20 protein-coding genes are annotated in these 24049 nt (G+C 66.4%); 14 read left to right on the plus strand and 6 right to left on the minus strand.

From position 1 onward, the window contains the following. Positions 1-116 precede the first annotated feature (116 nt). Positions 117-1346, minus strand: coding sequence for an aminotransferase class I/II-fold pyridoxal phosphate-dependent enzyme (locus E3T31_RS03450; protein WP_134467469.1), 1230 nt, complete (start codon positions 1344-1346; stop codon positions 117-119). Positions 1347-1463: 117 nt separating this feature from the next. Here E3T31_RS03450 and E3T31_RS03455 point away from each other — a divergent pair, with 117 nt between their 5' ends. From E3T31_RS03455 to E3T31_RS03475, 5 genes are all read left to right on the plus strand, one after another. Beyond that, the gene (locus E3T31_RS03455; protein ID WP_134467470.1) at positions 1464-3068 is read left to right on the plus strand and encodes a S1C family serine protease; all 1605 of its coding nucleotides are present in this window, start codon (positions 1464-1466) and stop codon (positions 3066-3068) included. A 144-nt stretch (positions 3069-3212) separates the two neighbouring features. Continuing rightward, positions 3213-4268 carry a glycosyltransferase family 2 protein gene (locus E3T31_RS03460; RefSeq protein ID WP_370304244.1) on the plus strand — a complete coding sequence of 352 codons (1056 nt, stop codon included), beginning with the start codon at positions 3213-3215 and terminating at the stop codon, positions 4266-4268. Between the two features lie 4 nt (positions 4269-4272). Next, entirely contained in the window at positions 4273-5097 is an 825-nt protein-coding gene (locus E3T31_RS03465; protein WP_134467471.1) for a CDP-alcohol phosphatidyltransferase family protein, read from the plus strand. Continuing rightward, entirely contained in the window at positions 5084-5977 is an 894-nt protein-coding gene (locus E3T31_RS03470) for a glycosyltransferase family 2 protein (RefSeq protein ID WP_134467472.1), read from the plus strand. The genes E3T31_RS03465 and E3T31_RS03470 overlap by 14 nt, the downstream gene beginning before the upstream one ends. Before the next feature lie 19 nt (positions 5978-5996). Then, on the plus strand, positions 5997-7274 hold the full coding sequence (locus E3T31_RS03475) for a CDP-glycerol glycerophosphotransferase family protein (protein ID WP_134467473.1): 1278 nt from the start codon (positions 5997-5999) through the stop codon (positions 7272-7274). Between the two features lie 147 nt (positions 7275-7421). Here E3T31_RS03475 and E3T31_RS03480 read toward each other — a convergent pair whose 3' ends face one another. After that, complete coding sequence (locus tag E3T31_RS03480; protein ID WP_370304227.1) at positions 7422-8297, minus strand: hypothetical protein; 876 nt, start codon at positions 8295-8297, stop codon at positions 7422-7424. A gap of 152 nt (positions 8298-8449) precedes the next feature. Here E3T31_RS03480 and E3T31_RS03485 point away from each other — a divergent pair, with 152 nt between their 5' ends. Next, positions 8450-8728, plus strand: coding sequence for a helix-turn-helix domain-containing protein (locus E3T31_RS03485; RefSeq protein WP_092450179.1), 279 nt, complete (start codon positions 8450-8452; stop codon positions 8726-8728). Positions 8729-8740: 12 nt separating this feature from the next. Here E3T31_RS03485 and E3T31_RS03490 read toward each other — a convergent pair whose 3' ends face one another. Beyond that, positions 8741-9508, minus strand: coding sequence for an ABC transporter ATP-binding protein (locus E3T31_RS03490; protein ID WP_370304229.1), 768 nt, complete (start codon positions 9506-9508; stop codon positions 8741-8743). After that, entirely contained in the window at positions 9508-10308 is an 801-nt protein-coding gene (locus E3T31_RS03495; protein ID WP_241977574.1) for an ABC transporter permease, read from the minus strand. Before E3T31_RS03495 ends, E3T31_RS03490 begins: the two co-directional genes overlap by 1 nt. 178 nt (positions 10309-10486) lie before the next feature. Between E3T31_RS03495 and E3T31_RS03500 the strand changes: the two genes are divergently transcribed. Then, a complete protein-coding gene (locus tag E3T31_RS03500; RefSeq protein WP_134467474.1) occupies positions 10487-12475 on the plus strand; it encodes an aconitate hydratase in 1989 nt (662 codons plus the stop codon). Between the two features lie 42 nt (positions 12476-12517). Here the strand turns inward: E3T31_RS03500 and E3T31_RS03505 are convergent, their stop codons facing one another. Then, positions 12518-13990, minus strand: coding sequence for a hydroxymethylglutaryl-CoA synthase family protein (locus E3T31_RS03505; protein WP_134467475.1), 1473 nt, complete (start codon positions 13988-13990; stop codon positions 12518-12520). Positions 13991-14140: 150 nt separating this feature from the next. On the opposite strand from E3T31_RS03505, the gene mvaD reads away from it, so the two are divergent. The 3 genes from mvaD to E3T31_RS03520 are packed head-to-tail and all read left to right on the plus strand — an operon-like array spanning position 14141 to position 18451. After that, positions 14141-15133, plus strand: coding sequence for a diphosphomevalonate decarboxylase (gene mvaD / locus E3T31_RS03510; RefSeq protein ID WP_134467476.1), 993 nt, complete (start codon positions 14141-14143; stop codon positions 15131-15133). Position 15134: 1 nt separating this feature from the next. Then, positions 15135-16136, plus strand: coding sequence for a mevalonate kinase (locus tag E3T31_RS03515; RefSeq protein WP_166788374.1), 1002 nt, complete (start codon positions 15135-15137; stop codon positions 16134-16136). Further along, positions 16133-18451 (plus strand): hydroxymethylglutaryl-CoA reductase, degradative, encoded by a 2319-nt coding sequence (locus tag E3T31_RS03520; RefSeq protein ID WP_134467478.1) that lies wholly within the window; start codon positions 16133-16135, stop codon positions 18449-18451. Before E3T31_RS03515 ends, E3T31_RS03520 begins: the two co-directional genes overlap by 4 nt. A gap of 87 nt (positions 18452-18538) precedes the next feature. Here the strand turns inward: E3T31_RS03520 and E3T31_RS03525 are convergent, their stop codons facing one another. Continuing rightward, the gene (locus E3T31_RS03525) at positions 18539-18904 is read right to left on the minus strand and encodes a hypothetical protein (RefSeq protein WP_134467479.1); all 366 of its coding nucleotides are present in this window, start codon (positions 18902-18904) and stop codon (positions 18539-18541) included. A 134-nt stretch (positions 18905-19038) separates the two neighbouring features. Between E3T31_RS03525 and E3T31_RS03530 the strand changes: the two genes are divergently transcribed. Genes E3T31_RS03530 through E3T31_RS03545 form a run of 4 tightly spaced genes read left to right on the plus strand, consistent with a single transcriptional unit; the run spans position 19039 to position 24039 of the window. After that, on the plus strand, positions 19039-20691 hold the full coding sequence (locus tag E3T31_RS03530) for an ABC transporter substrate-binding protein (RefSeq protein WP_134467480.1): 1653 nt from the start codon (positions 19039-19041) through the stop codon (positions 20689-20691). Then, positions 20688-21656, plus strand: a complete 969-nt coding sequence (locus tag E3T31_RS03535; protein ID WP_241977576.1) for an ABC transporter permease — start codon at positions 20688-20690, stop codon at positions 21654-21656. The genes E3T31_RS03530 and E3T31_RS03535 overlap by 4 nt, the downstream gene beginning before the upstream one ends. Continuing rightward, positions 21653-22513, plus strand: a complete 861-nt coding sequence (locus tag E3T31_RS03540) for an ABC transporter permease (RefSeq protein ID WP_241977578.1) — start codon at positions 21653-21655, stop codon at positions 22511-22513. Before E3T31_RS03535 ends, E3T31_RS03540 begins: the two co-directional genes overlap by 4 nt. Then, entirely contained in the window at positions 22510-24039 is a 1530-nt protein-coding gene (locus tag E3T31_RS03545; protein WP_134467481.1) for an ABC transporter ATP-binding protein, read from the plus strand. Before E3T31_RS03540 ends, E3T31_RS03545 begins: the two co-directional genes overlap by 4 nt. The last annotated feature ends 10 nt before the right edge of the window (positions 24040-24049 follow it).

Genomic DNA, 24049 nt, shown 5'->3' on the forward strand with positions numbered 1-24049 from the left:
GGCGGGTGCATAACTCCTGCAATTCGTGTTGCGTCGAAAAAAGTTCCGTGTCATTCCGGGGTTGAGAACGCGCTGCCGCAGAAATTGCAGGAGTTATGCACACGGGGGCTACGCAGTCAGCGTCGGGACAGGGCGGCCAGCTCGGCCGACGCCTGTTCCAGAAGTTCTATTTTCTTGCAGTAGGCGAACCGCACGAGCGGCGCATATTCGGCCCGGTGCGCGGGGGAGCAGAACGCCGCAATCGGCACCGCGACCACCCCGGCCAGTTCGGGGAGCCGGCGGCAGAGGTCGGCACCGTCGGTGAAACCGAGCGGTGTGGCGTCCGCCACGATGAAATACGAGCCCTGCGGCACACTGATGGCGAATCCGGCCGCGCGAAGCCCCGTGGCCAGGACATCGCGCTTGCCCTTCATCTCGGCGGCGATGTGCGCAAAATACGCGTCCGGCAGGTCGAGCCCCACCGCGATGGCCGGCTGAAACGGCGCCGCGTTCACATAAGTGAGAAACTGCTTGACCGCGAGAATGGCGGTCACGATTTTGGCGGGCGCACTCAGCCACCCCACCTTCCAGCCGGTCAGGCTGAACGTCTTGCCCCCGGATGAAATGGTGACCGTGCGCTCCCACGCCCCCGCCAGCGTCGCGATCGGAATGTGTGGCGCCCCGAACGTGAGGTGTTCGTACACCTCATCCGTGACGATCAACGCGTCGTGCTGGTGTGCGAGCTTGACAATCAATTCCACAGCCTCCCGGGAAAATGTCGCGCCGGTCGGGTTGTGCGGATCGTTCACGATGATCAGTCGGGTGCGATCGGTCACGGCGGCGCGCAGGGCGTCGAGGTCGGGCTGGAAGTCGGGAGCACGCAGCGGAACCGTTCGATGGATGCCGCCACCCAGGCCGATCAGTCCGCCGTAGGCATCGTAGAACGGCTCGAAGGTCACGACCTCGTCACCCGGTTCGATCAGCGCCAGAATGGTCGCCGCAAGCGCCTCGGTTGCGCCGGCCGTGACCAGAATCTCACTGCCGGGGTCGAGCGTCAGCCCGTAGAACCGCTGCTGGTGCCGGGCAATCGCCTCGAGGAGGACCGGCTGGCCGCGCCCAGGCGGATATTGGTTCACCCCGTCGCTGATCGCCTGGTGGGCGGCCTCGAGAACCTCGGCCGGTCCGTCTTCATCCGGAAAGCCCTGTCCGAGATTGATGGCACCGGTGCGCGTTGCGAGCGCGCTCATCTCGGCGAATATGCTCGCTGCAACGCTGCCGTCTTCCGCGAGGAGCCCGGCCCCGCGGGCTGTGCGTCGCCAGGCACCCGAGACGATCGGGGTATGTTCTGTGTGGAATGAGTCCTGCATGGGCTCCAAACTATCGCCTCGGCAAGGTCTCGGCTTGATCATTGAATGCTCTCAGGCCGTACATACCGAACGTTCAGGTTCGGGCGCAAAGCTGGCAACGCTTGGAAGGAGCACCCGATGACCGACAACAATAAAGATTCTGGCACCACCCCCGATCCGGCTGATGACGCAGCAGACTTTGCCGTGAATGAGTCCGGCGAGGCTTCTCCGCCCACGGTACCGCCGGTGCCACCCACCGAAGCGCCGGCCGCACCCTCGGCCCCGACCGCCCCGCCGACGAATTCCGAGCCCGCCGTGCCGGTCGTCAACGCACCGACCCAGCCTGCCGCGACTGAGACCGGCTACCCGGCCGAGAACCCAACCTCCACTTACCCGACGGATGCCTTCGGGCGCCCCGTCGAGACCGCCACAGCCTCTGCCTACGCCCCCAGCGTCGCCCCGCAGGACTACGCCACCGCTAATTCCTACCCCGGGCAGCCGTTCCCGGCCGGCAAGACCAAGGAATCCGGTCGCCGCAAGGGCAGCGTCGCGCTCATCGCCGCCCTCGCTATCGGCGCCCTGGTCGGCGGATCATCCGGTGCCGGCATCACCGCCCTGATGATGAGCAACCAGAGCAACGGAGTCCGGGTCAGCGAAGCCTCCGGCCCGAGCAACGTCGTGGTCAATGACTCCACGAGCGTCAATCAGATCACCGCCGTCGCCGCGAAGGCCTCGCCGAGCGTCGTGACCATCGATGTCGCCAATGGCTCCTCGGGCGGTACCGGCTCAGGGGTCATCCTCACCGAAGACGGCTACGTGCTCACCAACACCCATGTCGTCACGCTCGACGGGGCCGCCTCGGACGTCACGATCGAGGTCAAGAGCAACGACGGCAAGCTGTACACCGCTACGCTCGTCGGCACCGACCCTATCTCCGACCTCGCCGTGATCAAACTGACCGATGCCAGCGGCCTGACCCCGATCACCTGGGGTGACTCCTCTGAGCTCAACGTCGGCGACAGCGCCATCGCCATCGGCGCCCCCCTCGGCCTTTCCGGCACGGTCACTGACGGCATCGTCAGCGCCCTCAACCGCAGCATCACCGTCGCAAGCTCGGCCGCACCGAGCTCGCCCGACCAGACGGTACCCGACGAGGGCGACAGCCAGAACCCGTTCTTCTTCGACTTCCCCAACCAGAACGGCGAACAGTCGCAGGGCTCCCAGGGTGCCACCGCGAGCATCTCCCTCCCCGTGATTCAAACGGATGCCGCCATCAACCCCGGTAACTCCGGTGGCGCCCTGCTGAATGACGCCGGTGAGCTGATCGGTATCAACGTGGCCATCGCGAGCGCCGGCAGCACGACCGCGTCGTCGGCGGCCGGAAGCATCGGCGTGGGATTCTCGATCCCGTCGAACTTCGCCCAGCGCATCTCCGATGAGATCATCGCCAATGGAACGGCCACGCACGGCCTGCTCGGTGCGAGCGTCAGAGACGCGTCGAGCTCGACCAGCAGCACGGTGGGCGCCCTCATCGTCGAAGCCAGCTCCGGTGGTGCGGCCGAACAGGCCGGCCTGCAAGCCGACGACGTGATCACCAACTTCAACGGTGTGCCGATCACCGACGCGATCGACCTCACCGCCCAGGTGCGGGTACTCCCGGCCGGTGGAACCGCTGACCTCACCTATGTGCGGGACGGCAAGTCGTTCACCGTCTCGGTCACGGTCGGCGAGCTCACCAGCTAAGCCCCGCTCCCTTCCTGCACTGCACATCGCGTCGCCGGCTCGCCGGCGACGCGATGTGTTTGTCTGCAGGCGCGTGACGGAACGTCGGCGCGCGGCGAATTGCCGGGCTGGTAGGCTCGATCGTCCTACCCCATTATCGGAAAGCTGGCCAGCCAGGTGCACCAAGGTAGTACGGGATTTCTGCCCGGGGTCTCGTACGTGATGCCCGTGCTGAACGAGGCGACACACGTGCGAGCTGCAGTCGAGAGCCTGCTGGGGCAGGACTACCAGGGACCGTTTGAGGTCACCCTGGCGCTCGGACCGAGCATCGACGGAACGACCGAACTGGTCGAGGAAATGGCCGCCGTAGATGCTCGTATTCGTGTCGTGGCCAACGATGTGGGGTCGACTCCGGCCGGCCTGAACACGGCCATTCGCGCCTCCCAATATGCGGTCGTCATTCGCGTGGACGCTCACTCGGTGTTGCCCCCCGAGTACGCCCGCGTCGCGGTTGAAACGCTCGAACGCACCGGCGCCGACAACGTCGGCGGCATCATGGATGCTCGCGGAATCAGCGCCTTTGAACGGGCTGTAGCCCGCGCCTACGGCACCCGCATCGGCCTCGGCGGCACACCGCACCACGTGGGCGGAGCGGAAGGGGCCGCCGAAACGGTCTACCTGGGCTGTTTTCGCACCCAGAGCATCCTCGACGTCGGGCTCTTCGACGAGGGTGTGAAACGCGGCCAGGACTGGGACCTCAACCGTCGGCTGCGCGAGGCCGGTGGCCTGGTCTGGTTCACGCCGAAGCTGCGGGTGCTCTACCGGCCCCGGCCGACCCTGGCCCAATTGGCGCGGCAGATGCTGTCGACCGGGCTGTGGCGCGGAGAACTCGCGCGGCGCTACCCGGCGGCCAACGGCATCCGTTATTTCGTGCCGCCGGCCATGGTGCTCGGTGTGACTCTCGGGGTGCTCCTCGGCCTCGGGGGGCTCCTGCAGCTGGCTCTCGGCGCAACGCCGTGGCTGCTCCTCGGCCTGATTGTTCCGGCCGGGTACCTGCTCATCGTCATCGCCGCGACTCTCGCGGTGGCCCGACCAGACGGATTTCGTGCAGGACTGCACTTTCTCGTAGTCTTGCCGTGCATTCACTTCTGCTGGGGAATCGGCTTCGTCCTCGGATATCTCAAGCTCACCAGCAACATCACGGCACACACGGGAAGGTGAGCAGATGACCAGTGCGCCCCACATCTCGCCCAACCGGCCAGCCCGACCGGAGTCGATCGCCCAGCTCCGAGCCGTCGCCCAGCCGCCGGAGGTGCGCCTGCGTGCCAACGCCGAGCACTGGACGGCAAGCCTGTACCTGCGCGACCTGTCGCCGTACCTGACCTGGATGCTGCTGAAAACCCGCATCTCCGCCAACGGCGTGACCGCTCTGATGATCCTGGCTGGCTGGTCGACCGCCGCAGCGCTGCTGATTCCGGGAATCTGGGGCGCACTGCTGGCCCTCGCCCTCAGCCAGGTGCAAATGCTGATCGATTGCTGCGACGGTGAAGTCGCCCGCTGGCGCGGCACGTCCTCACCCGCGGGGGTGTTTCTCGACAAGGTCGGGCACTATTCCACCGAGTCGCTCATTCCCATTGCCCTCGGCTTTAGGGCAGCCGCGTACCCGTTCGAGTCGCCCGAGGATTTTCTCTGGACCAGCCTCGCGCTGCTGCTCGCCCTGATCATCGTGCTGAACAAAGCGCTCAACGACATGGTGCACGTCGCCCGCGCCAACGCCGGCCTGACCAAGCTCGCCGACACCCACGGCGAGAAGACCCCGACGCCCCGCCTGATCGCCCGCGTTCGCCGTCTCGCGCGCTTCGTGCCCTTCCACCGGCTGTACCACTCGGTCGAGCTGACCATGGTCATCTTCGCCGCGGCCGTCGTTGGGCTGGTGATCGGGCAGCCGATCGTTGACCGGGCCGTGCTGAGTATCCTGGTTCCGCTCGCATTTCTGTCGCTCATCGGTCATTTCGTGGCCATTATGGCGTCCAAGCGTGTCCGTTCCTAGCTTTGGCTCCGGTACCCCGACGGTCGGTGTCGTGGTGCTCACCCAGGGCACCCGGCCGGAGGACCTCGACCGCGGAATCCGCTCGGTGCTGGCCCAGCAGGGGGTTACCCTCGACGTAATCTGTGTCGGCAACGGCTGGCAGCCGACCGGCCTGCCTGGCGGCGTGCAATCGCTCGGGCTGCCGACGAACCTCGGCATTCCGGCCGGACGCAATCGCGGGGTGTCGCTCGTCAGCGGGGACTACCTGTTCTTTCTCGACGACGATGCGAGCATTCCCGACCCGAACTTTCTGATCAACGCGATCGGCAAGCTGCGCGCCGACCCCACGATCGGCCTGCTGCAGCCGCGGGTCGAGGACCCGACCGGCGTCGAATCGCCCCGGCGGTGGATTCCGCGCATCCGCAAGGGCGAGGCCACCACGCCCGGACCGGTGTTCTCGGTCTGGGAGGGCGCCGTGTTGCTGCCGCGGGCCGTCTTCGACGCGACCGGCGGCTGGGCCGAGCCGTTCTTCTACGCCCACGAGGGCATCGAACTGGCCTGGCGGGTCTGGGACCAGGGCCGGGTCGCCTGGTATGCCGGCGACCTCGTGGCCAACCATCCGGTGATCCTGCAGACCCGGCACGCCGACTACTATCGCCTGAATGCGCGCAATCGGGTTTGGCTCGCCCGTCGCAACCTGCCTGCCCTGTTGGTGCCGCTCTATGTCGGCGCCTGGACGGCAATTCAGGTGCTGCGCTGGGCCCCGAACAACCGGCCGGCCCTGCGCGCCTGGTTCGGCGGCTGGCGCGAGGGCTGGCGCAGCGATCCGGGGCCGCGGCATCCGCTTCGAGCACGCACGATCTGGCGCATGACCGTCGCCGGGCGACCGCCGATTATCTGAGGGACGGTAGGCTGATGCGGTGGTAATTCGGAAAGACATCAGGCGTGCCGTCAAGCTGGTCAAGGATGTTGTGGCATCCCGCAAGGTGCAACACGCGCTGCGCGGCCCGCTGAAATCGCGGGAAATACGCGAGGACAACCACTTCAAGATCGCCGTCTACTTTGCTGACGGGCCGGTCAACATCTACCAGATGCGGCAGTGGTACCGGCCGCTCGCCACCCTCGCCAAGACCTGGCCGGTGCTTGTGCTCAGCCGCACCGGCGGCGGCACCCTCAAGCTCATGGACGAGTCGCCGGTTCCGGTCGCCTACGCGCGCACGGTGCCGCAGCTCGAGCGGATCGTCGCCGAGCAGGACATCCGCATCGTGTTCTATGTCAACCAGAACCCGCGCAACTTTCAGATGATGCGCTACGGGCGCTGCTGGCACGTTTTCATCAACCACGGTGAGAGCGACAAGATGTATATGATCACCAACCAGTTCAAGGCCTACGACTACTCCTTCGTCGCCGGGGACGCCGCGCTGGCCCGACTGGACCGGGTGCTCTGGGACTACGACTTCGACAAGCGCGCCATCAAAATCGGGCGCCCGCAGGCCGACTATTTCAGCGGCGAACTGCCGTACACGCGCGACGAACGCCAGGTCGTGCTCTACGCCCCCACCTGGGAGGGCGATCGAGCCGCCGCCGCCTATGGCTCTGTCGCCACCCACGGGGTCGCGCTGGTCACCGCCCTGCTGGCCACCGGAACGCATCGGGTCATCTATCGTCCGCACCCGCGCAGCGGCGTTGTCGACCACCTCTACGGTGCCGCCAATAAGACCATCATCAGCGCCATCGCCGCAGCGAACGCCCGCGATCCGCGCGCGCAGCACGTCTACGATTCCGGCCCAGACCTCGGCTGGCAGTTGGCCGCCGCTGACGTCGCCATCGTCGACATTTCGGCGATGGTGTACGACCGCCTCGCCACCGGCAAGCCGCTCATTATCACCCGCCCGGTGAACCCGACGGCCGTGATCGACACGAGCGGGTACCTCTCTGACTGTGAGTGGCTGCCCGCCGAGGCGGCCACGGACATCGTCGCCGCCGTCGACCGGCTCACCCACGATGGCGCGGCGGTCGAACGACTGCAGGGCTGGGTGCAGCGCTATTTCGGCGACACCACCCCCGGCGTCGCAACGGAGCGCCTGCACACGGCCGTGCAGCATCTCATGGACGAATGGGATCGGTTCGCGGCCGTGCACGACCACGATGCACCCATCGTGCCCGATCCCGCCACGATCCCCGACGACGAGCTATAGCGTCGGGTTCTGACCGGGTGTTGCGCCTCCCCGCCAGCCTTGCGCGCTGCTGTGCTGCACGGGCGCCCGATTGTGGCTCGCGCGTCGGGCCGGCCGCGCGCGCGAGCGGCTTGGGGTTGCGCGAGCAGCACCAGCACGACCGACGCGCTACTCCCGTGCGGGGTCGGGCGGCGATTCGAGCGGCTGCGGCTGCGCAGTCGGCCACGAAGCGGATGCCGGAGCCTCGGCCGGTCCGGCCGCCACCGGCTTGCCCCGGTGCGTTTCCCGCACTCGGATCTCCCGCACTCGTGGGTCCAAATCCGGCTGAAACCCGGTGGGCGGCGGGCCGAACGCGAGTCGTGACGCGTGCATGACCTTATTGCCCAGAATGTGATTGCCGACACCACCGATGACCGCTCCGATGCCAAACGGGAGGACTTTGCCGAGCAGGCTGGCGCTGCCACGGGTGGCGAACTGACGCAGAAAAGCGCTCTTGAGCCGGTCGGTCAGGGGGCCCAAAACCGCCCGGGGGAGGCTGTTCGTGATGAGTTCGCCCCAGTAGGTGGTGCGGGCCGTGCCCGAACCGGTGACCTGGCCAGCGAGCTGGCGCACCAGATCGCTGCCCTCCCGGCCCAGCATCATGGTCATGACCAGGGCGCGGGCTCGCTCCGGATCCTCCACGGCGATACCGTGTACCTCGCTGACTGACTGCGTGAACAGCGCCGTCGCCTCGAGAAAGCCGGCGGTCTCCAGGCCAGACAGGGCGATGGTCACGCCCGTGCCGACCCCGGGAATGACGGCGGTCGCGCCCACTGCTGCGCCCCCGGCGGTGACCGCCGCGAGATAGCGCTTCTCCAGGATACGCACGATCTGCTCCGGCGAGGCGTGCGGATTGCGGCGACGGATGCTGCGGATATGGGCCAGGACCACTGGCCGCTGAATGGCCAGAACCCGGTCGATTCCCTTCACAAACCCGGTCGGTAGGGCGCCGCCCTGCGGATTCCCGCCGGTCGACGACAGCATCGGTGTGCTTTTCCTGGCCATTGATCGCCTTCCCCTCGCCCGTCTCGTCGAGTGTACGTGGTGCGCCGGGCACACGCTGTGCCGCGCGGCGACTCCGGCAAGACATCAAATACCACGTCTGGGCAATTGTCCAGCCGGTAGTCAAGACCGGGGCGGGCGGCTACAACTGAGGAATGCCCGAGCCGAAATCAGAAGCATCCAGACTGCTTGGCCGCCGTCTGCGCGAACGGCGCCTGACTCTTGGCTTCAATCAGGAGTCGGTGGCCCTGCTCGCCGGACTCAACGTGTCGAATTATGCCCGGATCGATCGGGGGTATGGAAACCCGACGATGTACACCCTCATTCGACTCGCCGCCGTCCTGCAACTCGAACTCAGTGAGCTGGTGATCGGCCTGGAGGTCGAACAGCTTCCGCCCACCCGGGACGCCTACCTGGCCATCAACTTTCGCTGACGATGCTTCTGGTCAGGCCTTGGGCTTGACGGCGTAGTCCGCGTTGTAGCGCTCAAGCACGTCGGTGATCGGGGCATCGAGCACAAGATCGCCCCGGTCGAGGTAGAGGCCGCGGGTGCAGAACCGACGCAGGTCTCGCTCATTGTGCGACACGATGAACAGCGTTCGGCCGCCGGCGAGAAGCTCTTCGATGCGCTGATAGCACTTCTCCCGAAAGGCCTTATCTCCCACGGCCAGTACCTCGTCGACCAGCAGAATCGGTTCTTCCAACCGGGAGATCACGGCGAAAGCGATGCGCACCTTCATACCGCTGGACAGATGCTTGTACGGCGTGTCGATGAAATCTGCGATCTCGGCGAAGTCGATGATCTCGTCAAAGCGTTCCGCAATTTGCTTGCGGGTCATGCCGTGCAATCCCGCAGTGAGATAGACGTTGTCGCGCACGCTCAGGTCGTCGACGAATCCGCCGGTGATCTCGATCAGCGGTGCGACGCCCTCGGTCACGTGCACCGTTCCCGTATCGGGAAGTACGACTCCGGTGACGAGTTTGAGCAGGGTGGACTTGCCCTGGCCGTTGCGGCCGACGACACCGATGGCTTCCCCCGGCTGCACGGTGAAGCTCACGTGCTGCAGGGCCCAGAATTCGCCCGGACGGCTGCGCCGGTTTCTGGCACCGAAGAGGTCCTTGAAATTGCGACGACCGCGACGATTCCTACGAAAGCGGATGCCGACATCCACTAGCGAAATCACCGGCAGCACCGCGGCTGTCTGGTTCACCACTAGATCTCCTTCAGAACGGCGCGTTCGGTGCGGCGGAAGACCAGCAGCCCCAGCCCGAGAAAGACCAGGGACATGACAACGCTGATCGCAACGGCGAACCAGTCGAGTTGCTCCGGAAAAAACGCTGCCCGGTAGAGGCTGAAGATGCCGGTCAGTGGGTTGAAAGCAGCCCAGAACTGCAGTTCGGGCGGAAGATCGGTGGTGCTGTAGATGATGGGGGAGGCGTAGAAGAGAAATCGAAGGATGAGTTTGACGGCCCGTTCCAGGTCCCGAAAGAACACGACGAGCGGTGCGACGAGCAGGCCGACCCCCGCGGTCAGCGCTGCCTGAATCACCATGGCGAGGGGAAAGAACAGCGCGTCGATGTGCAGTTGCGCGCCGTACACAATGGCGAAGAGAACCAGTACCGGTATCGAAGCGAGAAGCTCGATGCCCTTGGAGAGCACGAGGCGGTTCACCCAGATGGTGCGGGGAATGCGGGTGGAGCGGATGAGCTTGGCCTCGCGCAGAAATGCCCTCGTGCAATCGGAGACAGCCCCGTTGAACCACATCCAGGGCAGCAGGGCGGCCAACAGGAACACGATATAGGGCTCGTTGCCGACGTTTTTGTCAAATACCTGGGTGAAGACGAACCAGTAGATTCCGGCCATCACGAGCGGATCGAGGATGGACCAGAAGTAGCCGAGTACCGAGGTGGAGTAGCGCACGCGAAGATCGCGCTGCGTCAGCAGCCAAAGGGAATGCCGATACCGCGCGATCGGCGTGCGCTGTTCGGGGCGCACCAGGGCGTAACTACTCACGCCGTCTATCGTATGGGAGCCGGACTTGGTCTCGTGCCAGCCCACACTTACTGGGCTCTGGCCCAAACACCCCCAAACAGTGGTCGTCAGCCCCGCAGTCGCATAGGTTAAGGATCAGCGGGTTGCGTGGATTGGTGCTTGTCGACGCAGCCACCCGCACACTAGCAAGGGAGCCCGCATGGCCTACAACGTCGCCCAGAAATTAATTTCCTCGCACCTGATAGTCGGAGAGATGATCCCCGGCACCGAAATCGGCATCCGCATCGACCAGACCCTCACCCAGGATGCAACGGGCACCCTGGTCATGCTCGAGCTGGAAGCTCTCGGCCTGGATTACGCACGCACAGAGGTTTCCGTGCAGTATGTCGACCACAACCTGTTGCAGGCCGACAGCAAGAACGCCGAAGACCATGACTTTCTGCGTTCTGCCTGCCAACGCTTTGGCATCTGGTTTTCCAAGGCCGGCAACGGGGTATCGCACCCGACGCACATGCAGCGCTTCGGCATCCCGGGCAAGACCATGGTCGGCTCGGACAGCCACACCCCGGCGGCTGGCTCCCTCGGCATGCTCGCCATCGGCGTCGGCGGCACCGAGGTCGCGCTGGCGATCGCCGGCGAACCGCTCTACATTCGCATGCCCGAAATCTGGGGGATTCGTCTCACCGGAAAGCTGCCGCCGTGGACGAGCGCCAAGGACGTCATCCTTGAAATGCTCCGTCGCCACGGTGTGAAGGGCGGTGTCAACCGGATCGTCGAGTACTACGGTCCGGGGCTGGCATCGCTGACCGCGATGGACCGGCACGTGATTGCCAATATGGGCGCAGAGCTCGGAGCAACGACGACGGTGTTCCCCGCCGATGATCAGGTTCGCACATTCTTGCGCGCGGAGGCGCGTGAGGACGACTTCGTCGAACTGCTCGCCGACGCTGATGCCACCTATGACGTGAACGAGGAGATCGATCTCGCGACGATCGTGCCGTTGATCGCGCTGCCGAGTTCTCCGGGCAATGTCGTTCCGGTGAGCGAGGTCGCCGGCCGGCCGGTCGAGCAGGTGGTGATCGGGTCATCCGCTAACCCGGGTCTGCGCGACTTCGCGATCGTCGCGGCGATCACCAAGGGACGTCAGTCCTTCCCCGGGCTGAGCCTCGACGTCAATCCGAGTTCACGCCAGATTCTGCAGGACCTGACCAAAATGGGGGCAACCCTCGATCTGATCGGCGCCGGCGCGCGGCTGCACCAGTCCGGCTGCATGGGCTGCATCGGCATGGGGCAGGCACCCGCTAACGGCAGCATCAGCCTGCGTACCATGCCGCGCAACTTTCCGGGTCGCTCGGGCACCCAGGAGGACTCGGTCTACCTCTGTTCGCCGGAAACCGGGGCTGCGGCCGCGTTGACCGGAAAAATCACCGATCCGCGCGACCTCGCCGACTTGTTCGGTATGGACTATCCCGAGATCGTCCTGCCCGAGTTCTCCAGTGTGAACCTGACCATGCTTGAGGCGCCGCTGCCGGCGGCGGAATCGCTCACCATCGCGCTGGTCAAGGGCGAGAATATTTCGTCCCTGCCGGTCTTCGGCCCGCTCGCCGAGCGTATTGAGGCGCCCGTTGCGCTGATCGTTGGCGACGATATTTCAACGGATGAGATTCTTCCCGCCGGTGCGCGTGTCTTGCCGTTTCGCAGCAACGTGCCCAAACTTGCCGAATTCACCTTTGATCAGGTCGACCCGACCTACCCGACCCGCGCCGCGCTCAGCCGGGACACGACCGGCCATATGATTGTCGCCGGTGCCAACTACGGGCAGGGTTCCTCCCGCGAGCACGCCGCGATCACGCCCCGATTCCTCGGCCTGCGGGTGGTGCTGGCGGTGTCATTCGCGCGCATCCACTGGCAGAACCTGGCGAACTTCGGCGCGCTCGCGCTGCAATTCACGGATGCCGCCGATCACGATCGCATCCAGCGTGACGACGTCCTGGTGCTCGATGGTATTCGGGAGGCGCTCGCCAACGGCACCGAGATTCTCGTTCGCAACACCACCCGCAACGAGACCTATGCGGTGCGGCACGAACTCTCGACCCGCCAGATCGAGATGCTCCTGGTCGGCGGTCTCATTCCGTGGCTGCGTGCCCGGCACGCGCAGGGCGAGCCCGAGATCGGCGCAGCGGAGTAGCGGTACAAAGAACGGGACCGGCTTCAGCCGGCCCCGTTCTGGTTATTCGGTGCTGTCGACCACGTATCGGTAATATTCGACGCCCTCATCGAAGAAGTCGGGTCCGTTCGATGTTCCGACATGATCGACCACGAACTCGTCGTGGGCGGGCGGGGTGACGTCGATCAGGCGTCCCGCGTGCACGTCGATATATTGCGTTTCGTTCAGATCGACAGCTCCGAGCAGCGCGCGGTCGAAATTGATTCGCGCCGCCGCGTCTTGCCACCCGGCCACAACCCGCAGCGGCAGGGCCTCCGCCGCGTCGCCACTGCCATAGCCGAGGGCCAGCCAGTCCTGATCGGCCAGATCCAGGCCGTCGGTCAGGGCCTGGTGCAGGCCAGCGGCGAGCCAGGCCGGCAGAGCAGCGGTGTAGAGATTACCGAGGTCGCGCATGGCTTCCGAGCCTAGTCCGAGCTTTTCCCGAACGAGGGTGTCCCAGAGCGGGGTTTTGCGCAGCTGGTTGCGCGCCCGGCGCGCCAGCGGAAAGGCATCACCGGTGTTTTCGGCGAGCTGCGCACCGATGATGCCGAATGGTTTTGGGGCCAGCAGCTCAGCGCTCAGCCGATCGGCGTCGACGCCGGCTGCGGCGGCGAGTGCGCGCAGCTCGTCGTGACCGTCAGTATCGTGCGCGAGAGCGAACAGGTAGGCCATGACCCACCCGGTGGTGGGCATCTGGTGGTACGGGCGGTGCATGAACACCGCGTCGATGTCGTGAAAATAGTCGAGATTTCGGCCGGGGCGTTTGTCGAGCATCGCCGTCATCGCGTGGTGGGTGGCATCGATGTAGCAGCTGGTCGAGTAATGCCCGTTGAACATGGGCAGGTCCTGCAGCTGGCCGTCGTCGCGGTCGGGCTGATTGCGAAAACGTGTAAACGGCTTGCGAAAGTCGGCCACCCGATAGTCGGAGTCGCTGCCAGCCCCGGCGAGGTCCACCTCCAGTAGCCGGGCGTCGCTCTCCAGCAACATGGCGACGGCCCCTGCTCCCTGAGTGGGCTCGCCGCTGCCACCGCGCGCGTACTCGGCGATGTCGGCGCAGACGACGATGGCCTGGCGACCGCGGCCATCCGTTGCTAGATAGCGCAGCGCAGCTTTCATGCCGTACACGCCGCCGAGGCAGGCCTGCTTGAATTCAGGCACTTCGCAGTCTCTGGCCAGCAGTGGCAGGCCGGCGGCGGTGAGGGCCTCATTGACCATGCCCTTCACGATGACAGCACCGGCCGAATTGTCGGTGCTTGATTCGGTTCCGAGGGCGAGCAGCCCGACCTGGGTCGGGTCGATGTCGTAGTCCCTAATCAGTCGCCAGACCGCGGTAGCCGCGAAGGTATAGACACTCTGCCGGGGTGCGCGCATGCGAAAACTGCGTCCGACCACCGAACGGAATTTCTCCCACGGTTGGTCATTCCACTCGCACCACGATTCGAGCTGAACGCGATACGGCGGGAGGTACAGGGAGAAACCACTAATTCCAGGAGCCAACTGTGTCCACTTAACTTTCAGGTGATTGCGGGGCCGCGACGGTCACGCTATTTTAGCCGGCCAGGCTGCGAGTCGGGGCGCGGGCCGGTTTGAACGGATGGTGTCGGCGGCCCCGGCTAAAATGGAGGTAGAACCGATCGGAGCAGTCCTGTGTCACAGACCCTTGAGGCCGGCGCTACGGCCCGCGCCCGCGCACACAGCAATATTGCACTGGTCAAGTACTGGGGCAAGAACGATGCCGTTCTCAATACCCCGGCGGTCGGGTCGATCTCGATCACCCTCGACGCCCTCTACACCGACACCCGAGTGACCTTTCGCACCGGGCTCGCGACCGATGAATTATGGCTGAACGGATGCCGGCACGACGCCACCAAGGCCAGCCGCGTTCTCGACCTGGTGCGTTATTCCCGAGGTGCCACCCTGTGCGCGATCGTGGAGTCCGCGAATAATTTCCCGACCGGAGCCGGGCTGGCCTCGTCGGCGTCCGGTTTCGCCGCTCTCGCCGTCGCCGCGGCGGGCGCAGCCGGGCTCACGCCGACCGCGCGGGAGCTGTCCATCCTGGCCAGGCACGGCTCCGGTTCGGCCGCCCGTTCCATTTTCGGCGGTTTCGCCGAGATGCACGCCGGCAGTGCTGCCGACGGTTTGGACTCGTACGCCGAGCAGCTGCTGCGCGGCGCGGACTGGCCGCTCGCCATTTTGGTCGCTATCACCGAGCACGAGGCGAAGCCGATCAATTCGACCGTCGGCATGGGCGCGACCGCGGTCAGTTCGCCGTTCTACCCGGCCTGGCTTGCGACGGCCCCGACTGATCTCGCCGATATGCGGGCCGCGATCGCCGCTTTCGACTTCGTGCGTGTCGGCGAACTCGCCGAGTACAACTGCCTCAAGCTGCATGCCCTGATGCTCACCACCCGGCCAGCGTTGATCTATTGGAACGCCGCGACAGTCGCCGTGATGCACGCCGTTCGCGACCTGCGCGCGTCCGGCATTGCGGCCTACTTCACCATTGATGCCGGACCGCAGGTGAAGGTGCTCTGCCTGCCGACCGATGCGTCCCGGGTGCACGCCGCACTGTCGACCGTGGGCGGCGTGCTCGAGGTGCGCCAGAGCGCGCTCGGCCCCGACGCCTACCGGCTGGACTGACGTGACAGCGATAACGTCATCGGCCCCTGGAAAACTTTTTCTGCTCGGTGAATACGCGGTTTTGCACGGCGCACCGGCGCTGCTGGCGGCCGTCGATCGCCGAGTCACCGTCACGGTCGTACCGGCCTTGTCCTGGCGGCTACACGCCCAAAGCATTGGTATCCAGCACCTCGACCTCGACGATGAGGGGCAACTACCGGCCGCCCTCAACGCCCAGACCCGGTCGACCCTGCGCCTGTTCGATACGGTGCGAGCGGCAGTGCGAGCCCGAGCCCGAGCCGGCGGCGGCCCGTTCGAGATCAGCATCGACAGCGCGGAACTCTCCCGCGATGGCCACAAGTTGGGGCTCGGGTCGAGCGCTGCGGTGGCCAGCGCGCTCACGGCCGCCCTGGCCACGGCCTCGAGGCTGCACCTCGATCGCGCGGCGCTGTTCACGCTGGCTCAGTCGGCCCATCGGGCCGCCCAAAACGGCACGGGTAGCGGCGGAGATGTCGCCGCAAGCGTCTACGGCGGTCTGCTCTCCTATGCCGTCGGTGCAACGCCGGTGCCGCTGCAGTGGCCCAACGATCTCACCATGCTGGCCGTGGTCACCGGTGAAGGGTCGGTGACAACCGATCTGGTCGGTCGGGTGAACGACTTTGGTGCCGAGCATCCGCTGCAACACGCCCAGGACGTGGCGAGGCTGACCAGGCTCGCGCACACGGCACAATCAGCGCTCGCCGACCGCGCAGAATTTCTGCGCCTGATCGACGACTACTTCACCGCGCTGGCCCGGCTCGACAGCCACGCCGAGGCCGGCATCGTTACCGCGCGTCACCGGGAGCTGCGCGTCGTGGCTCAGCGGGCTGGTGGCGTGTTCAAGACTTCCGGAGCTGGCGGCGGAGATGTCGGACTCGCCTTCAGCGCGAGCGGCTTGGCCGCCGAACGGCTCGCGGCGGCACTGACCGACGCCGGCGCATCCGTTGTACCGCTGGTCCTTGGAGCAGAGGGGACAAAGTCATGAGCGGCTCACGCATCGCGAAGTTCTATCGGAAGTCGGTGCAGAAACGACTGGAGTTGCTACACGAACGCGGAACGTTGAACGATGCTGATTACGCCATGCTGCAGCCCGGTGCCGGCCTGCTGAACGCCGAAACCGCCGATCGTCTCACTGAAAACGTGATCGGCGTATTTTCGATGCCACTCGGGCTCGGACTGAATTTTCAGATCAACGGCCTGGACTATCTGGTTCCCATGGTGGTGGAGGAGCCGTCCGTAGTGGCTGCGGTCAGTTCCACCGCGCTTCTGGTGCGCCAGGCGGGTGGTTTCGCCAGCAGCTCCGACGAGCCGCTGCTGATCGGCCAGGTGCAGATCGTCGACGTTGCCGACCCGGCGCGTGCTCGCCAGGCTCTGCTTGCGCAATCCGAGCACATTCTGCAGCTGGCCAACAGCGGCCACGCGAACATGGTCGCCCGCGGCGGCGGCGCGCGCGGTATCGAGGTGCACCTGCGCGGAGCGACGGCGCAAAACGGCGAGCTGCTGGTGGTACATCTGCTCGTCGACACCCGCGATGCGATGGGCGCGAACCTGGTCAACTCCATGTGCGAAAGCATCGCACCCCTGATCGAGCAGATCAGCGCTGGTCGGGTGTTCCTGCGCATCCTCTCAAACCTGACCGATCGCGCCCTCGTGCGTGCCCGGGCGGTCATCCCGGAAGCCCTGCTGGCAACCGGGGACTATCCCGGCGACCGGGTGCGCGACGGGATCATTCTGGCCAGCGAATTCGCCGCCATGGACCCCTATCGGGCCACCACCCATAACAAGGGCATCATGAACGGCATCGACGCCGTCGCGATCGCCACCGGCAACGACTGGCGCGCCATCGAGGCCGCCGCCCACGCGTACGCCGCCCGCGGGCCACGTTATGCACCGTTGTCGACCTGGAGCGCCAACGACGCCGGCGACCTGGTCGGCGAACTGACCATGCCGCTGAAGGTCGGCACGGTCGGCGGTCAGGTGGAATCGAACCCGGCCGTGCGCATCGCCCATACAATTTTGGATGTCGCCTCGGCGCGCGAACTGGCCGAGGTGATGGCGGCCGTCGGGCTAGCCCAGAACCTGGCTGCGCTCAAAGCGCTCTCGACCACGGGGATCCAACACGGCCACATGCGCCTGCACGCCCGAGCGGTCGCGGTGGCCGCCGGTACCGGCCCGGCGCGGTTCGATGAGGTCGTCGAGCAACTCCTCGTCGGCGGCGAGATCAAGGTGTGGAAGGCGCGGCAGATTCTGGCCGAACTCGAAGCCCGGCCGTCGCCGGTCCGCGCGCCCCCGACCGCAGTGCCCCAGGCTGCAGCGCCCCAGGCCGCAGCGATGCCGGCCGCAGCGATGCCGACGCGTGCGCCGCTCGGTGCCCGCTCGCAGGTCGGCTACGGAAAGATCATCCTGCTCGGCGAGCACTCCGTGGTCTACGGCCGCCGCGCTATTGCCGCGCCGATCGGCCTCACGGTGCGAGCCGAGGTCGTTCGCGGCGAACCCGGGCAGGCGCCGGTCATCACCGACTGGAACGTTGATGGTTCGGCGCAGGAAACGATCAGCCCCGACGTCTCACATCAGGTCGCCGCGTTGATCGCGGCGCGTCTCGGGCTGCCCGAATCCGGCGTGCGGGTCGACGTGTTTTCGGAGCTTCCGCGCGCGAGCGGCCTGGGAGCGTCGGCCGCGTTCGCCGTCGCACTGATTCGAGCGACCGCCGAGTGCTTCTCGATCGAGCTCAGCGACGAACAGGTGTCGAGCCTGGCCTTTGAGTGCGAACAGATCGTGCACGGCACACCCTCGGGCATCGACAACACCGTTGCCACCTTCGGTCGGCCGATCCTGTTTAAAAAAACGGATGCCCCGAGCGGTCACGAAATAAGCGACATTGTCACACCGCATCCGATCCCGATCGTGATCGGTCTCAGCGGTGTGCACGCCCTGACCGCGCACACCGTGGCCGCGGTGCGCGCGGCGTGGCTGCACAACCGCGCGCGTTACGATGCGATCTTCGATCAGATCGACTCCCTGGTGGGGGAGGGGGCCGACGCCCTGCGCCGGGGCGACACGGCCGAACTGGGCGAGCTCATGAACATCAACCAGGGCCTGCTCAATGCCCTGCAGGTGTCGAGCCCTGAGCTCGAGCAGATGGTCGCCATCGCGCGCCGGGCCGGTGCGCTCGGTGCCAAGCTCACCGGCGGGGGCGGCGGTGGCGCGATTATCGCCCTGGCCGGGCCCGCTGGCGCCGAACCGATCCGTACCGCTCTGCACCAGGCCGGCTACACCACCTATCTCACCGAGATTCGATAATCGATCGCCGCCCCGGGTGTGGGTGATCGCTGGTTCCGTCAGGTTCACCGGCGTGCGCTGCGTCGCGAACGGAGGCCCCTGGCTACGTCACCGGGGTGCGCTCTCCTCGGCGACCTGGTCGCCCGATGCGCGCTGCAGCTCGCCCTGCAGTTCCTGGAAGTACGCGACTTCCTTCTGAATACCGGCGGTCTCGCGGGGCGAATATCCGGCGGCCGCCAACTCATGCGCGATGTGGGAATAGGCACGACCATACTCGGCCACCGCCGCGTACAGGGCAGCTCTACGCGGCTCGTTCTTCGACACGACCTCGGTGTTGTCGAGGTTTCTGGCGCAAAAATAGTTTCGGTAGTCGAGGGTGCGTTTCGGCGGGGAAACCGGCTCGCACAGCTCACGAAGCGCATCCTCCGCTGCATCCAGCATTGAGCGGTTGTCCTTCAATCGATTCTCCGGCATGTCAGCCCATCCTTTGCGAAGTCAGTCCTTCCAACCTACTCGGGGCAACGGGCGGTCTCGGCGCACGCGGTACGTTTGATGTGCGGAGCATTTATTGCCCGCATGACTGGTAGCTCAGAAAGAGACCCCCATTTATGCGCATTCGCGCCCATTCAACATCCTGGCTGCGCGCCGCAGCCGCCGTCCTTGCGACCGTCGCCCTGGTCACCGGGTGCACTGCCACCACCCCCACAACCGCCGCCGACGCGAACACCCTCACCTACGCCATCAACGGCGGCACGCTCAGTGGCGGCAAGATGGACATCCACTCGTCGGCGTTCCAGGCCACTGCCCTCGTGATGCGCAACTCCTTCGACTCCCTCGTCTATGAGAAAGCCGACGGCTCGTTCGCGCCATGGCTCGCCACGTCCTGGCAGATCTCGGACGACGGCCTGCACTACACGTTCGATCTGCGGGGCGATGTCACGTTCCACGACGGCGAACCCTTCAACGCCGAGGCCGTCAAGGCTAATTTCGAGCACGTCGTCGCCCCAGAGACGGCGTCAGCGGATGCTGCCAGTCTGATCGGGTACGCCGAAACCGGCGGCTTCTACGCTGGCACCGAGGTCATCGACGAATTCACCGTTCGGGTGAACTTCAGCCAGCCATACGCGCCATTCCTGCAGGCGGTAAGCACCGCCAAGCTTGGCTTCTACTCGCCGGCCACTCTGCGGGACAACGCGGCGCAGCTTTCGGCCGGTGGACCGGGCATTTCGGTGGGAACCGGACCTTACGTGCTGAGCGAATATACGCCAGACCAGAGCATCGTCTTCACCGCAAATGAAGACTACGACTGGGCGCCGGAGGGTAGCTCCCATCAGGGCGCGCCCGCCATCGACACGCTCGAGTTCCGCATCCTTCCCGAATCCTCGGTGCGCACGGGCGCCCTCACGAGCGGCCAGGCGCAGATCGCCAGCGACATCACCCCGAACACAGTGAGCCAGATCGGCGACGACTTCTCGATCGAGAACGTGACGATGCCTGGCCTGCCGTACACCCTGTTCCTGAACGAGGCGCACGGCGTCTTCGCCGACGAGAACGTGCGCCGTGCCTTCGCGCTCGGGGCCGACATCGGTCCGGCCGTCGAGACCATCTACCAGGGACAGGCGGAGCGCGCCTGGAGCATCCTCTCCCCGGCCACGCCCAACTCCTACGACCCGAGCCTCGAAGACAGCTGGACGTTCGACCCAGACCAGGCCAATGCGCTGCTTGATGCGTCCGGCTGGACCGAGCGCGACTCCGAGGGCTACCGCACCAAAGGTGGAGCCCGACTGAGCGCCCAGTGGCTCGCCTACACCCCGGTCTCCGACGCCAACGCAAGCCTCGGCGACGTGGTGCAGTCTGACCTGCGCGACATCGGGTTCGAAATCGTGCGCGACAACCGTGAGATCGCCCAATACTACGAGGCCTTCGACGCACGCGACTATGACCTGTCCGACTGGAGTTTCCCCAGCGTCGACGCCGACGTCCTGCGCGCCCACCTGCACAGCGGCGGCTATAAGAACGGCTCGTCTACGGCCGACCCGGTCGTCGACCAGCTCCTCGACGACGCCATCGCCACGAGCGACCCGACCGAACGCGAAGCGCTCTACCAGCAGCTGCAGCAGTGGAACGCGACCCATGTGGTCATGGTGCCGATCACGGTGCCCACCGCCATCACCGCCTACAGCAAGACCATCGAGAACCTGAGCTTCGATCTGTACGGGCAGCCGCTCTTCTACGAGGCGTCCCTCACGACCGCGCCGTGACCGCGCACCGCGAGGGCCGTGCGCGTCGATCCGGACGACCGGGCGCCCGCCTGGCCGGCCGGATCGGCGGCATGATCCTCGTGGTGTGGGGCGCCGCCACCGTGGGCTTCTTCTCGCTGCGGTTGATCCCCGGCGACCCGGTGAACGTGCTCGTGGGGCTCGGCAACGTGTCGCAGCGAGTGCGCGACCAGATCCGAGCAGACTGGGGCCTCGCCGACCCGCTTCTCCTGCAGTATTTCCACTACCTCGGGCGCCTGCTGCAGGGTGACCTCGGCACGTCGTATCGCATGCAGCAACCCGTCGCCGCGGTGATCGGCCAGCAACTCGCGCCGACGATGCAACTGATGGGCCTCGCCATCGTTGTCGCCCTGCTGCTCGCGTTCGGGTCGGCGCTGCTCGGCCGCGGCAGGCGTACCGGCCCGGTGGCTGGCCTGCTCGAGCTCGTGGCGGTGTCCTCGCCCACGTTTTGGATCGGCCTGGTGCTGATTGGTGTTTTCGGCTTTGGACTGGGTTGGTTCCCCGTGGTTGCCACCGCCGGGTTCGGCGCGCTCGTGCTGCCCGCCGTGACCCTCGCCATTCCGGTGGCCGGCATTCTCAGCCAGGTGTTGCGCCAGGGCCTCGACGACGCGGCCGCTCTGCCCTTCGCCGACACCGTGCGCGCCCGTGGAGCGAGCCAGACCCGCCTCCTGCTGCGGCATACCCTGCGCCACGCCGCAGCGAACAGCGTCACCCTCACGGGCTACATCGTCGGTTCCTTGCTCGGCGGTTCGGTGCTGGTAGAGACCGTCTTCGCCCGTCCCGGACTCGGACGCGTGGCCCTGAATGCCATCGTCAATCGGGATGTGCCTGTGGTGCTGGGCATTATTGTGCTCGCCGCAGTGTCGTTCTCGTTGGTCAACCTGCTAGTCGACTTCGTGGCCGATCGTCTCGACCCGCGCCTGGCGACCGAGCAGGCCTACGCGTGAGCATTCTCGCCGCCGCGCGCTCCCGAACCGCCCGCACCCGACGCGTGACTCGGATGCCCACACCGGCCCTCTGGGTGGCCGCCGGCTTCCTACTGCTCCTCTTGCTGTCCGCATTATTTCCCGGGTTGTTCACCGGGGCTGACCCCGTGCGCACGGACATCGGCGCTGCGCTGCTGGCGCCCGGCCCTGGGCATCCGTTTGGAACGGACCAGGCCGGCCGCGACGTGTTCGCGCGCGTGATCTATGGCTCGCGCTACTCGCTCGCGATCGGCTTCGGGGCCACCCTGATCGCCCTCCTGGCGGGGCTGGTGATCGGCTCGCTGGCCGGGCTGATGCGCCGGGTCGGCGACGGTGTATTGAGCCGGGCGATCGAGATCGTGATGGCCTTTCCGGAGTTTCTGCTTGCGCTGATCGTGATCGCGATCCTCGGCCCGGGAGGGGCGAGTCTGCTCGTCGCCGTGGCTATCGCGGTGATTCCCGTCTACGCCCGCGTAGCCCGGGTACAGACGCTCGTGGTGAAGCGGGCCGGCTACGTCGAGGCCGCCTGCTCGCTCGGGGTGTCGCCGACGGTCACCGTGCTGCGGCACGTGGTGCCGAACACGCTCGGGCCGTTGCTCGTGATGGCCACAATGGGAATCGGCACGGCCATCACGGCCGCCGCAGGCCTCAGCTTTCTCGGCCTCGGGCCGAAGCCGCCCACACCGGAGTGGGGGCTCATTCTCTCCGAGGGACGCAACTTTCTCGCTACAGCCTGGTGGATCGCTGTATTCCCGGGGCTCGTGATCACCGCGACCGTGGTCTCGACGAGCGTTCTCGGCCGGTACCTGCAAGCCAGCGCTGCGGGGCGGCAACGATGAGCGTCGTGAGTGTGCGCAACCTGCGCGTCGTCGTGCCGGGCGGGGCCGCCGTGGTCGATGGGGTGTCGTTTCGCATCGAGGCTGGGCAGTGCCTCGGTATCGTGGGGGAGTCCGGTGCCGGTAAGACCCTGACCGCGCGTAGCCTGATCGGGCTCGCCGGCACCGGGGTCACCGCCGACGAACTGACGGTGGCCGGCGTCGACGCCCGCGCCCTCTCCCCTCAAGGTTGGCGGGGCCTCCGCGGGGCGCGGGTGGGGCTCGTGAGCCAGGACGCCCTGGTCTCTCTCGACCCGCTGCGCCGAGTGGGCGCTGAGGTGGCCGAACCGCTCGAGGTGCACGAACCGCAGCTCGGCCGTGTCGACCGTTCTCGCCGCGTACTCCAGCTGCTCCGGCAGGTTGCCATGCCCGATCCGGCCCGGCGTGCCCGGCAGTACCCACACGAGCTCTCCGGCGGGCTGCGCCAGCGCGCGCTTATCGCCGCGGCACTGGCGGCATCGCCGTCGCTGCTGATCGCCGACGAACCCACGACAGCTCTCGACGCGACGGTGCAGGCGCAGATCGTGCGACTGCTGCGTGAGCTGAAGGAATCTGGCCTCGCCCTGTTGCTGATCAGCCATGACCTGTCGATCATCCGCCAGCTGGCCGACCAGGTGGCGGTCATGAAGGACGGCCGATTCGTGGAAGTGCAGGCCGCGGCCGCCCTGTTTGCCGCGCCGCAGCATCCGTATACTCGTCAGTTGCTGGCCGCTGCCGCGCTGGGCACAGCCACGGCGCCGATGCCGGGTCCCGTGGTGCTCGCCGCACATGACCTCGCCAAGGCATACGGAACGCTGACGGCCGTCGACGGGGTCTCGTTCGAGCTGCGGGCCGGCCACACCGTGGGTATCGTGGGCGAGTCAGGCTCGGGTAAGAGCACCGTGGCACGGATGCTGCTGGGCACGCAGTCGCCCGACCATGGTTCGGTGCTGCTGCACGGCGAGCCCTGGAGCGGCCTGCCGGAATCCCAGCGCCGGGCCCGGCGGGGACGTCTCCAGATCATTCACCAGGACTCGCTGAGCGCCTTCGACCCGCGGGCGACGGTGCTGCAGATTCTGTCGGAGGCTATCGCTCTCGACGGGATTCCGCGCCGGTGGCGCACGGCTCGGGCGGTGGAATTGCTCGCGCAGGTGGCGCTGGCGACCGGGCTGCTTGGCCGGCGCGCGCACGAGCTCTCCGGCGGGCAGCGGCAGCGGGTGGCGATCGCCAGGGCGCTCGCCCGGCGGCCGAGCATCCTGGTGTGCGACGAGCCGGTCTCGGCGCTCGACGCGCAGGTTCAATCGCAGGTGCTCACGCTGTTGGCCTCTCTCCAGGAATCCACTGGACTCGCCATGGTGTTCATCTCGCACGACCTCGCCGTGGTTCGGGCGCTGAGCCACGAGATCCTCGTGATGAAGGAGGGCGTTGTTGTGGAGCAGGGGTCGGCGGTCGATCTCTTTGCGGCGCCGCAGCATCCGTTCACCCGCGAGTTGCTCACCGCCCACCGGTAAAACCGGCGTT

Source organism: Cryobacterium sp. TMS1-13-1, from assembly GCF_004403125.1.
Lineage (GTDB): Bacteria > Actinomycetota > Actinomycetes > Actinomycetales > Microbacteriaceae > Cryobacterium > Cryobacterium levicorallinum.

What these genes read in the sequence shown, in the direction of transcription:
- E3T31_RS03450 (WP_134467469.1), bottom strand. Translation starts at nt 1,346, where the DNA reads ATGCAGGACTCATTCCACACAGAACATACCCCGATCGTCTCGGGTGCC.
- E3T31_RS03455 (WP_134467470.1), top strand. Translation starts at nt 1,464, where the DNA reads ATGACCGACAACAATAAAGATTCTGGCACCACCCCCGATCCGGCTGAT.
- E3T31_RS03465 (WP_134467471.1), top strand. Translation starts at nt 4,273, where the DNA reads ATGACCAGTGCGCCCCACATCTCGCCCAACCGGCCAGCCCGACCGGAG.
- E3T31_RS03480 (WP_370304227.1), bottom strand. Translation starts at nt 8,297, where the DNA reads ATGGCCAGGAAAAGCACACCGATGCTGTCGTCGACCGGCGGGAATCCG.
- E3T31_RS03485 (WP_092450179.1), top strand. Translation starts at nt 8,450, where the DNA reads ATGCCCGAGCCGAAATCAGAAGCATCCAGACTGCTTGGCCGCCGTCTG.
- E3T31_RS03500 (WP_134467474.1), top strand. Translation starts at nt 10,487, where the DNA reads ATGGCCTACAACGTCGCCCAGAAATTAATTTCCTCGCACCTGATAGTC.
- E3T31_RS03520 (WP_134467478.1), top strand. Translation starts at nt 16,133, where the DNA reads ATGAGCGGCTCACGCATCGCGAAGTTCTATCGGAAGTCGGTGCAGAAA.
- E3T31_RS03525 (WP_134467479.1), bottom strand. Translation starts at nt 18,904, where the DNA reads ATGCCGGAGAATCGATTGAAGGACAACCGCTCAATGCTGGATGCAGCG.
- E3T31_RS03530 (WP_134467480.1), top strand. Translation starts at nt 19,039, where the DNA reads ATGCGCATTCGCGCCCATTCAACATCCTGGCTGCGCGCCGCAGCCGCC.
- E3T31_RS03545 (WP_134467481.1), top strand. Translation starts at nt 22,510, where the DNA reads ATGAGCGTCGTGAGTGTGCGCAACCTGCGCGTCGTCGTGCCGGGCGGG.